The sequence below is a fragment of the Pseudomonas sp. 210_17 TE3656 genome, from assembly GCF_054821965.1.
On record NZ_JBTRBC010000001.1, the window covers coordinates 2,515,390 to 2,531,194 of the forward strand.

Annotated in this window: 14 protein-coding genes; 3 read left to right on the forward strand and 11 right to left on the reverse strand. The window is 60.8% G+C overall.

Features of this window, described 5'->3' with window-relative positions:
• Positions 1-111 precede the first annotated feature (111 nt).
• Positions 112-1,452 carry a hemolysin family protein gene (locus ACVI9W_RS11845; RefSeq protein WP_038615969.1) on the forward strand — a complete coding sequence of 447 codons (1,341 nt, stop codon included), beginning with the start codon at positions 112-114 and terminating at the stop codon, positions 1,450-1,452.
• A gap of 75 nt (positions 1,453-1,527) precedes the next feature.
• Here the strand turns inward: ACVI9W_RS11845 and ACVI9W_RS11850 are convergent, their stop codons facing one another.
• The 8 genes from ACVI9W_RS11850 to ACVI9W_RS11885 form a co-directional block, all read right to left on the reverse strand.
• Positions 1,528-2,424, reverse strand: a complete 897-nt coding sequence (locus tag ACVI9W_RS11850) for a peptidoglycan DD-metalloendopeptidase family protein (RefSeq protein WP_461530072.1) — start codon at positions 2,422-2,424, stop codon at positions 1,528-1,530.
• Between the two features lie 165 nt (positions 2,425-2,589).
• A complete protein-coding gene (locus ACVI9W_RS11855) occupies positions 2,590-3,492 on the reverse strand; it encodes a response regulator (RefSeq protein ID WP_461530073.1) in 903 nt (300 codons plus the stop codon).
• A 162-nt stretch (positions 3,493-3,654) separates the two neighbouring features.
• Positions 3,655-4,413, reverse strand: coding sequence for a phosphate signaling complex protein PhoU (gene phoU / locus ACVI9W_RS11860; protein WP_038615977.1), 759 nt, complete (start codon positions 4,411-4,413; stop codon positions 3,655-3,657).
• A 56-nt stretch (positions 4,414-4,469) separates the two neighbouring features.
• Positions 4,470-5,303: a phosphate ABC transporter ATP-binding protein PstB gene (pstB, locus tag ACVI9W_RS11865; RefSeq protein ID WP_038615978.1), complete on the reverse strand. Its 834-nt coding sequence runs from the start codon at positions 5,301-5,303 to the stop codon at positions 4,470-4,472.
• Between the two features lie 85 nt (positions 5,304-5,388).
• Complete coding sequence (pstA, locus tag ACVI9W_RS11870; protein WP_038615980.1) at positions 5,389-7,059, reverse strand: phosphate ABC transporter permease PstA; 1,671 nt, start codon at positions 7,057-7,059, stop codon at positions 5,389-5,391.
• 17 nt (positions 7,060-7,076) lie between these two features.
• A complete protein-coding gene (locus ACVI9W_RS11875) occupies positions 7,077-9,365 on the reverse strand; it encodes an ABC transporter permease subunit (protein WP_461530074.1) in 2,289 nt (762 codons plus the stop codon).
• Positions 9,366-9,504: 139 nt separating this feature from the next.
• Positions 9,505-10,503, reverse strand: coding sequence for a phosphate ABC transporter substrate-binding protein PstS (locus ACVI9W_RS11880; RefSeq protein WP_461530075.1), 999 nt, complete (start codon positions 10,501-10,503; stop codon positions 9,505-9,507).
• Between the two features lie 161 nt (positions 10,504-10,664).
• A complete protein-coding gene (locus tag ACVI9W_RS11885; RefSeq protein WP_157190557.1) occupies positions 10,665-11,954 on the reverse strand; it encodes an MFS transporter in 1,290 nt (429 codons plus the stop codon).
• 373 nt (positions 11,955-12,327) lie between these two features.
• Between ACVI9W_RS11885 and ACVI9W_RS11890 the strand changes: the two genes are divergently transcribed.
• Entirely contained in the window at positions 12,328-12,729 is a 402-nt protein-coding gene (locus ACVI9W_RS11890) for an acyl-CoA thioesterase (RefSeq protein ID WP_009402429.1), read from the forward strand.
• 72 nt (positions 12,730-12,801) lie between these two features.
• Positions 12,802-13,698, forward strand: coding sequence for a D-hexose-6-phosphate mutarotase (locus ACVI9W_RS11895; RefSeq protein WP_461530076.1), 897 nt, complete (start codon positions 12,802-12,804; stop codon positions 13,696-13,698).
• A gap of 98 nt (positions 13,699-13,796) precedes the next feature.
• Here the strand turns inward: ACVI9W_RS11895 and ACVI9W_RS11900 are convergent, their stop codons facing one another.
• The 3 genes from ACVI9W_RS11900 to ACVI9W_RS11910 all read right to left on the reverse strand — a co-directional run bounded on the left by ACVI9W_RS11900 (position 13,797) and on the right by ACVI9W_RS11910 (position 15,796).
• Positions 13,797-14,330 (reverse strand): DUF3299 domain-containing protein, encoded by a 534-nt coding sequence (locus tag ACVI9W_RS11900; protein WP_461530077.1) that lies wholly within the window; start codon positions 14,328-14,330, stop codon positions 13,797-13,799.
• 44 nt (positions 14,331-14,374) lie between these two features.
• A complete protein-coding gene (locus ACVI9W_RS11905; protein ID WP_157190560.1) occupies positions 14,375-14,620 on the reverse strand; it encodes a GlsB/YeaQ/YmgE family stress response membrane protein in 246 nt (81 codons plus the stop codon).
• A gap of 93 nt (positions 14,621-14,713) precedes the next feature.
• Entirely contained in the window at positions 14,714-15,796 is a 1,083-nt protein-coding gene (locus ACVI9W_RS11910; RefSeq protein WP_038615994.1) for a 5-(carboxyamino)imidazole ribonucleotide synthase, read from the reverse strand.
• Positions 15,797-15,805: the final 9 nt, after the last annotated feature.

Genomic DNA, 15,805 nt, shown 5'->3' on the forward strand with positions numbered 1-15,805 from the left:
TCGCCCCTAGGCAACCGCGCCCTCACCCGCTACATTGGCGGACTTGTGCCAGCGAATGCTGGCACGGCATTTCTCTCTTTTTTCAGATGACGGACCCCGTAAAACCCCATCATGGACCCTTCCCCTGGTATCAGCTTCGCCTCACTTTTCGCCGATTTCGGCATGATTCTTTTTGCTCTGCTGCTGGTGCTGCTCAACGGCTTTTTCGTTGCCGCCGAGTTCGCCATGGTCAAATTGCGCTCGACCAAGGTCGAGTCGATTGCCGTGCAGCATGGCTGGCGCGGGCAAATCCTGCGCACCGTGCACAACCAGCTGGACGCCTACCTTTCGGCCTGCCAGCTGGGCATCACCCTCGCCTCGCTGGGCCTGGGCTGGGTCGGTGAACCGGCCTTTGCGCATCTGCTCGAACCGCTGCTGGCCGCTGTCGGCGTAGAGTCGCCGGAGGTGATCAAAGCGGTGTCGTTCTTCAGCGCCTTCTTCGTGATTTCCTACCTGCACATCGTGGTGGGTGAGCTGGCGCCCAAGTCCTGGGCGATCCGCAAACCCGAACTGCTGTCGCTGTGGACTGCGGTACCGCTGTACCTGTTCTACTGGCTGATGTACCCGGCCATCTACCTGCTCAACGCCAGTGCCAACGCCATTTTGCGTATCGCCGGCCAGGGTGAACCCGGCCCGCATCATGAGCACCATTACAGCCGCGACGAACTGAAACTGATCCTGCACTCCAGCCGTGGCCAGGACCCCAGCGACCAGGGCATGCGCGTACTGGCGTCGGCAGTGGAAATGGGTGAACTGGAGGTGGTCGACTGGGCCAACTCCCGTGAAGACATGGTCTGCCTTGACGCCCATGCGCCGCTCAAGGAAATCCTGGCGATGTTCCGCCGGCACAAATTCAGCCGTTACCCGGTGTTCGATGCCAAGCGTGGTGAGTTCATCGGCCTGCTGCATATCAAGGATCTGCTGCTGGAACTGGCCGATCTGGAGCACATCCCCGAATCCTTCAACCTTGCCGAATTGACCCGGCCGCTGGAGCGCGTGTCCCGCCACATGCCTCTGGCCCACCTGCTCGAAGAGTTCCGCAAAGGCGGCGCGCACTTCGCCCTGGTCGAGGAAGCCGATGGCAAGGTCATTGGCTACCTGACCATGGAAGACGTGCTGGAAGTGCTGGTCGGTGACATCCAGGACGAACACCGCAAGGCCGAGCGCGGCATCCTTGCCTACCAGCCAGGCAAGCTGCTGGTACGTGGCGACACGCCGCTGTTCAAGGTCGAGCGCCTGCTCGGCGTGGACCTGGACCATATCGAGGCGGAAACCCTCGCCGGTCTGGTCTACGAGACCCTCAAGCGGGTACCGGAAGAAGAGGAGCAGCTGGAAGTCGAAGGCCTGCGCATCATCATCAAGAAGATGAAAGGCCCGAAGATTGTTCTGGCCAAGGTGCTCAAGCTCGATTGAGCTGCAACACCGCATCGCGGGGCAAGCCCGCTCCCACAGGCTGGAATGACCTGTGGGAGCGGGCTTGCCCCGCGATCAAGGATTGCCGGCGGTAAAGTTCGGTAACCCGCCGACAGGCTGGTTGAACTGGTAAGGAATCGACTCCAGCGCCAGCCCGACGTTGCGCTGCACGACAAAATGCAGGTGCGGGCCAGTGCTGTTGCCGGTGTTGCCGGATTTTGCCAGCGCGGTCCCGTACACCACCCGCTGTCCTTCGCCAACCACTACAGAACCACGCATCAGGTGCAGATAGACACCCATGGTGCCGTCGTCATGCAGAATCCGCACGAAATTGCCGGCCGGGTGCGTTCCGCGCCCGCTCTGGTTGTTCTCGGTCTTGATCACGGTGCCCGCCCGTGAAGCAATGATCGGCGTACCTTCAGGCATGGCGATGTCCATGGCGTAGCGGCTTTTGGGGCCGAAATGGCTGTAACTGCCGTTGGCCCCCTGGGTCACGCGAAAAGGCCCGCCGCGCCATGGCAGCGGATATTTAAAGGCCTGCTGGCGCTGTGCCGGGTTGCCCAGGGCATAGGTGAACTTCTCCTGATAACTCACCGGCAGGTCCGCTTGCAGTGCGTTGACCACAGTCAGCAGCACTGCCGCACGCGCAGGCACCACACGCCGGACAAGCCGCGTACCTGCGCCCTTGGCGTTACCCAGACGCTCCAGGCGCAGCTCCACCTCCACCGGCGCGTGGGTGTCGTTGCGGGCGCTGAAGCTCACGCCGCTGGCGAACTTGATGGCGTGCAGTTTCACCTGACCTTCCAGCTGCTCGACCATTTGGTCGCGGAAAACAAAGGCCTTTGCGCCAGGCAGTGGCCGGTCGGAATACGAGACTACACCGTTGGCATCGGTGCTTTTGTAGAAGGTCGAGGCCAGGGTCGGGCTGCAAGCCACGAGCAAGGCGCAGAACAGCAGCGAATGTGCCTGCATGGTTAGTGGCTTTTTGACAGTTGAAGTCTGTCGAAGACTAGCAGGGGATTTTGCCGGAGGGATGGTGGAGGTGTTTCAGAAGACGAGCGGTGTAGGAGCGGATTTATCCGCGAAGGGCCTCAGCGCAGCTCTTCGCGGATAAATCCGCTCCTACCAATCCTGAGGTCAGGCCCCCGGTACGAAATGCTTCTGCGCCGTACCACGGGCAATCAACCGCGACAGGTAGTCCAGCTTCTGCGCATCCTGATCGACGAACTTGAAGGTCAGCTGCAACCAGTCGCTGTCCGGCTTCGGTTCCAGCGCCGCCACCGCATGCAGGTAACCATTGAGGCGGGCGACTTCGGCGTTTTCACCCTGCTCCAGATCGAGCACAGCGCCTTCGAGCACCTGTGGCAGGGTCTCGCCACGGCGGACCACCAGCAGCGCCTCCTTGAGGCTCAGGGCCTTGATCACGCACGGCTGCACACCGTTTGGCAGACGCAGCTGCCCCTGACCACGCCCCGCAGGTGCGGCAGCGGCAGCAGTGGGCTTGGGCGCATTGATCAGGGGCTTGGCCGCCGCCACCGGAGCAGCTGGTGCTGTCGGTTTTACCGTTTCGGCACGGCCACCGGTGAGGGCGCTCAGCGAGTCATTGGCAAAAGCCGAATTGGCACGCGTCGGGGCGCTGGCCAGCAAGGTATCGAGCTTGCCAACCTTGGTCAGGGCCTTCTTCACCTTGGTCAGCAATTGCTCATTGGTGAACGGCTTGCCGACGAAATCAGAAACACCGGCCTGGATCGCCTGGACCACGTTTTCCTTGTCGCCGCGGCTGGTCACCATGATGAACGGCAACGTCTTCATCGACTCCTGCTGACGGCACCAGGTCAGCAACTCCAACCCGGACATTTCCGGCATTTCCCAGTCGCACAGGACCAGGTCGAAAGCTTCACGCGCCAGCAATGTCTGGGCCTTGCGACCGTTGACCGCGTCTTCGATGACAATTCCCGGGAAATAGTTGCGCAGACACTTCTTCACCAGGTCGCGAATGAACGGCGCATCATCCACAACCAACACACTGACTTTACTCATCGCCACTCCTATTGAATCCCGACTAGCATAACGCTGACTAATGGCCATTTGCCAAACATTGGCTCACGCCGGGACTCGTGGTTTCGTTCGCGGCTGCCTTGAGGTGCTCGACCGCAAACGAAAACGCCCGGCCAGGGCCGGGCGTTCGTTCTCGGGGCAGTCTTACTTATCGTCAGTTTCAGCCGGAACATTAGCCTTTTCGCTGCCACCTTCGACCTCTTCTTTCATGCGCTTGAGGCCCAGGTGACGCACGTCGGTACCGCGCACCAGGTAGATCACCAGCTCGGAGATGTTGCGCGCGTGGTCGCCGATCCGCTCCAGTGAACGCAAGGCCCAGATCACGCTGAGTACCCGCGAGATCGAACGCGGATCTTCCATCATGTAGGTGACCAGCTCGCGCAGCGCGGTCTTGTACTCGCGGTCGATGGTCTTGTCGTACTGGGCGACCGACAGCGCCAGGTCGGCGTCGAAACGGGCAAAGGCATCCAGCGCATCGCGGACCATGTTGCGCACCTGGTCGCCGATGTGCCGGACTTCGACGTAGCCACGCGGCGACTCACCTTCTTCGCACAACTGAATGGCGCGGCGGGCGATCTTGGTCGATTCGTCACCGATGCGCTCCAGGTCGATCACCGACTTGGAAATGCTGATGATCAGACGCAGATCGGAAGCGGCCGGCTGACGACGGGCGAGAATGCGCACGCATTCCTCGTCGATGTTGCGCTCCATCTGGTTGATCTGCTCGTCGACTTCGCGCACTTGCTGGGCCAGGCCCGAGTCGGCCTCGATCAGCGCGGTGACCGCGTCATTGACCTGTTTCTCGACCAGACCGCCCATCGCCAGGAGGTGACTGCGGACCTCCTCGAGTTCGGCGTTGAACTGCTGGGAGATGTGGTGGGTAAGGCTGTCTTTGTTGATCATGAGAAATCCTTGGAGCGTCCGGTAAGTGCTGTCAGGCGGCGTTCAGTCGTTGAATCCTAGCCATACCGACCGGTGATGTAGTCTTCGGTCTGCTTCTTCGCCGGATTGGTGAACAGCGTGTCAGTGTCACCGAACTCGATCAGCTTGCCCATGTACATGAAGGCGGTGTAATCGGACACCCGCGCCGCCTGCTGCATGTTGTGGGTAACGATGACGATGGTGTACTTGGACTTCAGTTCGTAGATCAGCTCTTCGACCTTCAGCGTCGAGATCGGGTCCAGGGCCGAGCATGGTTCGTCGAGCAGCAGAACTTCTGGTTCCACGGCGATGGTGCGGGCAATCACCAGACGCTGCTGTTGACCACCGGACAGGCCCAGGGCCGACTCGTGCAGGCGGTCCTTGACCTCCTCCCACAGGGCCGCGCCCTTGAGTGCCCATTCCACGGCCTCATCGAGCACGCGCTTCTTGTTGATGCCCTGGATGCGCAGGCCGTAGACCACGTTTTCGTAGATGGTCTTGGGGAACGGGTTGGGCTTCTGGAACACCATGCCGACTCGGCGACGCAGTTCGGCCACGTCCTCGCCCTTGCGGTAGATGTTGTTGCCGTACAGGTTGATCGCACCCTCGACGCGGCAACCGTCAACCAGGTCGTTCATGCGGTTGAAGGTGCGCAGCAAGGTCGATTTACCGCAGCCGGACGGGCCGATGAAGGCGGTCACGCGCTGTTTCGGGATGTTCATGCTGACGTCGAACAGAGCTTGTTTCTCGCCGTAGTACAGGCTCAGGCCAGGCACTTCGATGGCCACGGTTTCATCAGCCAGTTGCAGGCTCTGCTTGGTACGACCCAGGGCCGACATATCGATGCCGTGGGCGTGGGATTCTTGCTGCATGGTCAGACTCCATACGCTATCAATTTCGTTTCATCGAACCGCCCGGCACAACACACGGGCGGCACTTGCAAAAAGGGTGCTTCGATCAGCTGTCCAGCGCCTTGTACTTCTCGCGCAGGTGGTTACGAATCCATACGGCCGACAGGTTGAGCGTGGCGATCACCAGCACCAGCAGCAACGCGGTGGCGTAAACCAGCGGCCGCGCGGCCTCGACGTTCGGGCTCTGGAAGCCGACGTCATAAATATGGAAGCCCAGGTGCATGATCTTCTGGTCCAGGTGCAGGTACGGGTAGTTGCCGTCCACCGGCAGCGATGGCGCCAGCTTCACCACACCCACCAGCATCAGCGGTGCCACTTCACCCGCGGCACGGGCCACGGCGAGGATCATGCCGGTCATCATCGCCGGGCTGGCCATCGGCAGGACGATCTTCCACAGGGTCTCGGCCTTGGTTGCACCGAGCGCCAGCGAACCTTCGCGAACCGTACGCGGGATACGCGCCAGGCCTTCTTCAGTGGCCACGATCACCACCGGTACCGCCAGCAGTGCCAGGGTCAGCGAGGCCCAGAGCAGACCCGGCGTACCCAGGGTTGGCGCTGGCAGTGCTTCAGGGAAGAACAAGCGGTCGAGCGAGCCACCCAGTACATAGACGAAAAAGCCCAGACCGAACACACCGTAAACGATGGCCGGAACACCGGCGAGGTTGTTCACGGCGATACGGATCAGGCGGGTCACCGGCCCCTGGCGCGCATATTCACGCAGGTACACCGCCGCCAGCACGCCGAACGGGGTGACGATCACGGCCATGATCAGGGTCATCATCACGGTACCGAAGATTGCAGGAAAGATCCCGCCTTCGGTGTTGGCTTCACGCGGGTCGTCGCTAAGAAACTCCCAGACCTTGGCGAAATACACGCCCATCTTGGTGAAGAAGCCCATGCCGTTCGGCTGGTAAGCGTGAACCACCTTGCTCAGGTTGATCTCGACTTCACGACCGTTGCCATCCTTTGCAACCAGGCTGTCGCGACCAAAATCCTGATGCAGGTTGCTCAGACGCTCTTCGATGGCCTTGTAGCGGTTGTTCAGCTCGGCACGTTCGGCGTCCATGTCAGCCTGGGCGGCGGCATCCAGTTTGCCGTCGAGTTCCAGCTTGCGAGCGTGCAGACGCAGACGCTCAAGGCCATAGTTGATGGCACCGATGTCCTTCTTCTCAAGCTTCTGCAGCTCGCCAGCCAGCTTGTCGGCACGCTTGAGGCGCGCTTGCAGCTCGGACCAGGCCGCCTGGCCTTCGGCGACGACCTTGCCGTTTTCCTTGACGCTGACCAGGTAGCCGTAGAAGTTACCCCACTCTCGACGTTCCAGGGCAATCAGCTCGACCGGCGTCTGCAGGTCGGTCAGCCAATCGCCGACCACCCAGGTGAAGTCGCTGCCGTTGAGGTCGCGGTTGCCGACCTTGATCAGCTCACGGGTCATGAACTCCGGGCCGTTCTCCGGGACCGGCAGGCCGGCCCCTTTCAGACGTGCCAGCGGCACTTCTTCCTTCTGCACCACTTCGCCGATAACGACGTGGTCGGCCTGGCCAGGCACCTTGTAGGTAGCCTGGACCAGATCGGCTGGCCAGAAGTGGCCGAGGCCGCGCACAGCGATCACAGAGAGCAGACCGATGGTCATGATCACCGCGATGGCGACGGCGCCACCGCTGATCCAGACGCCGGGGGCGCCGCTCTTGAACCAGCTTTTGAGGGAATCCTTTTTCACGGATCTCTACCTTTCTATCAAAGCGACGAGTATTTCTTGCGCAGACGCTGGCGAATCAGCTCGGCCAAGGTGTTCATCACGAAGGTGAACATCAACAGCACCAGCGCGGCGAGGAACAGCACGCGGTAATGGCTGCCACCGACTTCCGATTCCGGCATCTCCACCGCAACGTTGGCGGCCAGGGTGCGCATACCTTCGAACAGGTTCATTTCCATGACCGGGGTGTTGCCGGTGGCCATCAGTACGATCATGGTTTCACCCACCGCACGGCCCATACCGATCATCAGCGCCGAGAAAATACCCGGGCTGGCGGTCAGGATGACCACGCGGGTCAGGGTCTGCCATGGCGTTGCACCGAGTGCCAGGGAGCCCAGGGTCAGGCTGCGCGGCACGCTGAACACGGCATCTTCAGCAATCGAATAGATGTTCGGAATCACCGCGAAGCCCATGGCGATACCGACTACCAGGGCGTTACGCTGGTCGTAGGTGATACCCAGGTCATTGGTGATCCACAGGCGCATGTCACCACCGAAGAACCAGGTCTCCAGGAGCGGGCTCATGTACAGGGCGAACCAGCCGGTCAGCAGGATGACCGGGATCAGAATCGCCGACTCCCAGCCATCCGGGACCCGCAGGCGGATCGACTCAGGCAGACGGCTCCAGGCGAAGCCAGCAACCAGGATGCCGATCGGCATCAGCAGGAACAGGCTGAATACACCCGGCAGGTGGCCTTCCAGGTACGGCGCCAGGAACAGGCCGGCGAAGAAACCGAGAATTACTGTCGGCATCGCCTCCATCAGCTCGATCACCGGCTTGACCTTGCGGCGCATGCCCGGAGCCATGAAGTAAGCGGTGTAGATGGCTGCGGCAATGGCCAGCGGAGCCGCCAGGATCATCGCGTAGAACGCAGCTTTCAGGGTACCGAAGGTCAGCGGCGAGAGGCTCAGCTTGGGTTCGAAGTCGGTGTTCGAGGCGGTGGACTGCCAGACGTACTTCGGCTCGTCATAGTTCTCGTACCAGACCTTGCTCCACAACGCGCTCCAGGACACTTCCGGGTGCGGGTTCTTCAGCGTCAGCGGCAGCAACTTGCCGCCCTGTTCGACGATGATGCGGTTGGCCCGCGGCGACAGTGCCAGAATGCCTGCGCCTTCGGCTACCGGCTCGACCAGCAGGGTACGGTGCGCAGTACTGTGGAACACGCCAAGCTTGCCGGCAGCATCCAGGGCAACGAAGCCCTTACGGCGCTCTTCGGCATCGATCTGCACGATCGGCGCTGTGCCCATCTGGAACTCGCGAATGCGCTTGAAGCGCTGCTCGCCGTCCGGATCCCGGGCCATGAACCACTGGGCCAGGCCGCCTTTGGAGTCGCCGATGATCAGCGAGATACCGCCGACCAGCTGGGTGCTGGCGGTGACTTCGGCATTACCGTCTTCGAGCAGTTTGTAACGGCCATTGAGGCTCTTTTCACGCAGGCTGAAGACATCCGCCTGAGCCCGGCCGTTAATCACATACAGCCACTGCTGACGCGGATCGATGAAGATCGCTTTGACCGGTTCAGTCATCTGCGGCAGGTCAATGCGGTTCTGCTCGCTGGTGACCTCACCGGTCATCATGTTTTCTTCGCGGCTCAGCGATACCACCTGCAGGTGCGCGCCAGTGGAACCGGCAACCACCAGGGTTTCGCCATTCACATTGAGGCTGACGTGCTCCAGCGCGCGGCCCTGCTCATCGAGCACGAACGGCTCCTGGCCATAAGGGAAGTCGATGGCCGGGGTGATGGTTTTCTTGTTGTCCGGGTAGGTGATCTTGTAGCTGTGGCTGAATGCCAACGCCTGACCATTGGACAAGCCCAGCACCACCAGCGGGTTACCCGGCTGATCGGCGCCAATAGAGGTCACCTGGGTACCTGCCGGTACTGGCAGGTCAACGCGTTTGAGCTCGGCACCGCTCTTGGTGTCGAAGAACAGCGCTTGACCCTTGTCGGAAACCCGCATCCCCACCAGGTTCTGCTCTTCCAGGGCAATCATCAGCGGTTTGCCGGCATCCTGGCTCAGCCAGGTCGGCTCCAGCGCTTTCTTGCTGGTCAGCGTGGCACCCTGGAACAGCGGCACGACCACATAGGCCAGGTAGAAGAAGATCAAGGTGATCGCTGCCAGCACGGCAAGCCCGCCCACCAGTACATACCAGCGGGTCAGGCGATCCTTGAGCGCACGCATGCGGCGCTTGCGTTGCAGTTCGGGCGTATTGAAGTCAATCCGCACGGGGGGAGAATTTTGGGTCATTGTGGAGTTGGCCAGATCATTCATGCGCACACCCTAGCGGTCCCGTATGACAAAAACATGACAATGCAGTGACGCAAAAAAGCCCGCCGCTCAGTGGTCCTGGCAGCGGACTCGCAATTTGTGGCGAAACCGGGTCATTGACCGGGCTCCGCCGAACCTTCAGTTACTTCTTTGCAACGTTGCCGTTGTGGTTCAGACCCAGGTCTGCCAGGGCTTTTTCAGCCACTTTGGCAGGCAGCGGGATGTAACCGTCCTTCACGACAACCTGCTGGCCTGCTTGCGACAGAACCAGTTTGACGAACTCGGCTTCCAGCGGGGCCAGAGGCTTGTTCGGCGCCTTGTTGACGTAGACGTAGAGGAAACGCGACAGCGGGTAGGTGCCGTTCAGGGCGTTGGCTTCGTTGTCTTCAACGAATGCGCCGCCTTCTTTCTTGGCCAGGGCCACGGTCTTCACGCTGGCAGTCTTGTAGCCGATACCCGAGTAACCGATACCGTTCAGCGAGCTGCTGATCGACTGCACGACCGAAGCCGAGCCAGGTTGTTCGTTGACGTTAGGCTTGAAGTCGCCTTTGCACAGGGCTTCTTCCTTGAAGTAGCCGTAGGTGCCGGATACCGAGTTGCGACCGAACAGCTGAACCGGCTTGTTGGCCAGGTCGCCGGTCACACCCAGATCACCCCAGGTTTTCACGTCGGCTTTGGCACCGCACAGACGGGTCGAGGAGAAGATCGCATCGACCTGGGCCATGGTCAGGCCTTTGATCGGGTTGTCCTTGTGCACGAATACGGCCAGGGCGTCGACGGCAACCGGGATGGCGGTTGGCTTGTAGCCGTACTTCTGTTCGAACGCCTGCAGCTCGACGTCCTTCATCTTGCGGCTCATCGGGCCGAGGTTGGCGGTGCCTTCGGTCAGCGCCGGTGGCGCGGTGGAGGAGCCGGCAGCCTGAATCTGGATGTTTACGTTCGGGTATTCCTTCTTGTAGGCCTCAGCCCACAGGGTCATCAGGTTCGCCAGGGTATCGGAACCGACGCTGGAGAGGTTGCCCGACACACCGGTGGTCTTGGTGTAGGTCGGAATAGCAGGGTCAACAGCGGCAACCGCATTGGCGGTGGCAACGCCAGCGGCGACGAAAGTCAGGGCCGCCATCAAACGCTTCAGTTTCATGCCTTGCTCCTAGCAGAATTTGGGTTGAGATGGATCGGGCCCAAGTATCTGCAGGCCGCATGACTACTCTATGAACCGAATGTGACAATTAGATGAAAGGCCATCACCGAAATCCGGGGATGGCCTTTTCAAAATGTTGCGAGGGTTGGCTTAGAGCGGTTTCAACGTTTTTTCGCCAGCAGATAGATACCCACCAGCAGACCAATGGTGCAGATGCCAGCGACGTAGTAGGCCGGTGCCATCGGGCTGAACTTGAGCAGCGCGGTGACCACCATCGGCGTCAGACCACCGAAGATTGCGTAAGCCAGGTTGTAGGAAAAAGACAGACCACTGAAGCGCACCACCGGCGGGAACGCCTTGACCATGACATACGGCACCGCGCCGACAATACCCACGCACAGCCCCGTCAGGGCATACAGCGGGAACATCCATTCAGGGTGGGTTGGCAGGCTGTGGTAGAAGGTCCAGGACGACGCCAGCAACAGCAGGCTGCCGACAATGAACACTCGGCCGGCGCCCAGGCGATCTGCCAGCGCGCCAGTGCCGATGCAGCCGAAGCTGAGCAGGACGATGGCCAGGCTGTTAGCCTTCAGCGAGTCGGTCGGGCTGACCTGGTACAGGCTCTGCAGCAGGGCCGGAGTCATCAGGATCACCACCACGATGCCGGCCGACAGCAGCCAGGTCAGCAACATCGAGATGACGATGGCGCCACGGTGATCACGCAACACCGCACGCAGGGGGACTTCTTCAGCCAGTGCCTTGCGCGCCTGCATCTCGGCAAATACGGGGGTTTCGTGCAGCCAGCGGCGCAAGTACACAGCAAAGAAGCCGAACACCCCACCCAGCAGGAAAGGAATACGCCAGGCGTAGTCGGCAACTTCCTGCGGGCTGTAGATGCTGTTGATCAAGGTTGCCACCAGCGAGCCGAGCAGGATCCCGGAGGTCAGCCCGGCCGTCAGGGTGCCACAGGCGTAGCCGGTGTTGCGTGCCGGTACATGCTCGGACACAAACACCCAGGCGCCCGGCACCTCTCCGCCAATCGCCGCGCCCTGGATCACCCGCATCAGCAACAGCAGGATCGGTGCCCACATGCCGATCTGTGCATAGGTCGGCAGCAGGCCCATGATCAGGGTCGGCACGGCCATCATGAAGATGCTCAGGGTGAACATCTTCTTGCGTCCCAGCAGGTCGCCAAAGTGGGCCATGACAATCCCGCCCAGCGGCCGCGCCAGATAGCCAGCGGCAAAAATACCAAACGTTTGCATCAAGCGTAGCCATTCCGGCATGTCGGCAGGAAAGAACAGCTTGCCGACCACGGTGGCGAAGAACACGAAAATGATGAAATCGTAGAATTCCAGCGCACCGCCCAGGGCGGAAAGCGACAGAGTTTTGTAGTCACTGCGGGTGAGCGGCCGCGAAGGCTGCGCGATACTGCCGGGCACGGAGGTCATAGGTATCTCTTATTGGTATAGCTTTATTGATACTGCAGGCCGCCTGTGACGCGGGTTACGGCCTGGGAAGCCCCAAACCATAGCAAATTGCCGGAAAAAGCACATAGCAGTACATATTCAATACAACTATTCATGACTGCATGGTCGTCGCTGCGCTTTTCGCTCTATATACTGGCCGCCTGTAGGAAAAGGTTGCGTCTTGTGAAGGATGTTGTGCGAAAACGCCGCTAGATATGCTTAGTCGGTTTCGCAGAGTTTCCCTTCGCCGCCTGGCAAAGCGAAAGCAGCGTAGAATAGTTGTGCTGAATCGTTTTTCGAGGCGTCTGTCATAGCGCCAACCAACGAAGCGTCACGGGTCAGAGGCACCCCCGGCATGATTGAACTCGAACAAGAAGATCCTATCCCGCAAGGCGACCTGGCCTTGCAGATCACTGCATTACCGCGTGAGACCAACGGTTTCGGCGACATTTTCGGCGGCTGGCTAGTCGCTCAGATGGACCTGGCCGGCACCGCCATGGCCAGTCGTGTCGCCGGTGGCCGGGTGGCAACCGTGGCGATCGACCGTATGGCCTTCCTGGTCCCTGTGGCCGTTGGTGCGCAGTTGTCCTTTTATACCCAGACCCTGGAAATCGGCCGCAGCTCGATCCAGATGATGGTCGAGGTGTGGAGCGACGATCCGCTGTCCAGCGAATGGCGCAAGGTCACCGAGGCTGTGTTCGTGTTCGTTGCCATTGATGGCAGCGGCCGCACCCGTTCGGTTCCTCCTCGTCGCTGACACGCCTGCGCGGTAAACTCGAAGGTAGGCAACCGGTCGAGAACCGTACGGCAAACCAACGAGATCAAGCGCATGTCCACACCCAAGGTCGAATCCGAACAGCACGGCGTACTCAATTGCTGGCGCATCACCAGCGACACTGCCGAACTGCTGGTAGCCCAGCAGGGCGCGCAGGTCCTGAGCTATCAGCGGATCGGCGAGCCGCCGTTGCTGCTGCTCAGCGAGCAGGCCACCTTCAAGCAGGGTAAATCCGTGCGCGCCGGGGTTCCGGTGTGCTGGCCCTGGTTTGGCAAGCTCGAGCGAAATCCTGCGGCTGTGCAGGCCATGTATCACGGTGAAGACCCACTGGCCCATGGCCTGGTGCGCGGTCGCGACTGGCAACTGCTGGGCATCGAAGGCAGCGGCGACAGTGTCCGGGCTGAATTCACCTTGCCCGAAACCCAGGGCGACCTCCCCGGCTGGCCGCATAATGTCGAGCTCAAGCTGAGCATCGTCATGGGCGAACAGCTGACTATCACGCTCTCCAGCTACAACCTCGACAACGTCCCGGTCACCATCAGCCAGGCACTGCACAGCTACTTTGCAGTCAGCGATGTGCGTGAGGTGGTGGTAGAAGGCGTTGATGGCCTGAGCTACATCGAAACCCTGGCTGACTGGGAACAACGCACGCAACAAGGCGATCTTGGTTTTGCCGGTGAGACTGATCGCATCTACCTGCAGACGCCTGAGCAGTTGAGCATTGTCGACCCGAACTGGAACCGGCGCATTTGCCTGAACAGCAGCGGTTCACGCTCGGCGGTGATCTGGAACCCGTGGATCGCGCGCGCGGCCGAACTGCCGGACATGGCCGATGATGGCTGGCAGCGCATGCTGTGTATCGAGACTGCGAACGTCTGGGACGATGTGGTGACGCTGGCACCTGGGGCAACGCATTCGCTGAGTGTCAGCATTGCTAGCGAGCGACTCTAGACCCAGTGGGGGCTGGCCTTGCCGGCGATCGAGCGCGAAGCGGTCGCCGACTGAACTGGCCTCATCGCCGGCAAGGCCAGCTCCCACAGGAGTAGCGTTTACAAATCGGCGTCTTCCACTACCCGCACCTTGGACGCATCCATGGCATAGGCGGCGTCGGCCAGATCATTGCTGACTTTCTCGATCTTCAACGTGCCGTTGACCCACAACGGCGTATAGATATCGTCGAGCTTCAAACCTTTGGGATAACGCACCAGCACCAACTGATTGGGTGGCGGTGGCGGTACGTGGATGCAGGCACCCGGATAAGGCACGAGAAAGAACAGCGTGCTGTTGCCCTTGGCATCGGTTTCCAGCGGCACCGGATAACCACCCAAACGGATCTGCTTGCCGTTCATGGCAGCGACGGTCTTGTTCGAATACATCACCGCCGGCAAGCCCTTGGCCTGCTTCATGCCACCCTTGTCGGTGAAGGTGCCCATGGCTTCCGGGGTGTTGTGGTCGATCTCGGGCATCAGCTCAAGGGCTTTCTGGTCCGACTTGGGCATCAGCTCCAGCCAGTCGGTTTCCGCCAGTTCGGCACGGGCCAGGCTGCTGATGAGCAACAGTGAAAGCAGTAATACACGGCGCATGAGAATGCTCGGCAACGGAAATTGCCGAGCATTCTAGCCTGCCATCAGTTCTTTTTGACCATACCGTAGATCACCAGAAGGACGACCGCGCCCACCAGCGCACCGAGAAAACCTGCGCCCTCGCCGGCCCGGTAGATGCCCAGCGCCTGGCCGCCGTAGGTCGCTGCGAGCGAACCGGCAATGCCGAGGAGAATGGTCATGATCCAGCCCATGCTGTCGTCGCCGGGCTTGATGAAGCGTGCCAGCAGACCGACGATCAGGCCGATGAAGATGGTTCCGATGATACCCATGGCAATCCCTCTGAGTGAAATGGCGCATGCCAAAGCCTAGTCAGCGCTTTGGCATCCCGCCATCAGAGGGACCGCGAAGAAGGAAGGTTCCCTTCAGCCCTGGATCAGGGCTTCGACCTGCTGGATCTTCTGTTCCAGGGTCGCCATGTCGTCACAACGCAGGGTGGCATGACCAACCTTGCGCCCGACCTTGAAGGCCTTGCCGTAGTGATGCAGGTGGCATTCGTCGATCGCAACCACCTTGTCGACCGCCGGCACTTCGCCGATGAAGTTGAGCATGGCGCTTTCGCCGACCTTGGCAGTCGAACCCAGCGGCAGGCCGGCCACGGCGCGCAGGTGGTTTTCGAACTGGCTGCACTCGGCGCCTTCGATGGTCCAGTGCCCGGAGTTGTGCACCCGTGGGGCGATCTCGTTGGCCTTCAGGCCGCCGTCGACTTCGAAGAACTCGAAAGCCAGCACGCCGACATAGTCGAGCTGCTTGAGCACGCGACCGGCGTAGTCCTCGGCCAGGTTCTGCAGCATGTGGTCTTCACTCGCAACCGACAGGCGCAGGATGCCGTTCTCGTGGGTGTTGTGCACCAACGGGTAGAAACGGGTTTCGCCATCACGGGCACGCACGGCGATCAACGAGACTTCACCGGTGAACGGCACGAAGCCTTCCAGCAGGCATGGCACGCTGCCGAGTTCGGCGAAGGTGCCTACAACATCCTCGGCAGTTCGCAGCACTTTCTGGCCTTTTCCGTCATAACCCAGGGTACGGGTCTTGAGCACGGCCGGCAGGCCGATGCTGGCCACCGCAGCATCCAGGTCGGCTTGCGACTGGATGTCGGCAAACGACGGGGTTGGAATGCCCAGGTCTTTGAACATGCTCTTTTCGAACCAGCGATCGCGGGCGATGCGCAGCGATTCGGCACTCGGGTAGACCGGAACGAACTGCGACAGGAAAGCTACGGTTTCCGCCGGCACGCTTTCGAACTCGAAGGTGACCAGATCGACTTCGTCGGCCAACTGGCGCAGGTGATCCTGGTCGCCGTAATCGGCACGCAGGTGCTCGCCCAGTGGCGCGGCGCAAGCGTCCGGAGCCGGGTCGAGGAAGGCGAAGTTCATGCCCAGCGGCGTTCCTGCCAGGGCCAACATGCGACCCAGCTGGCCGCCACCGATTACACCGATTTTCATGCTTTTGAC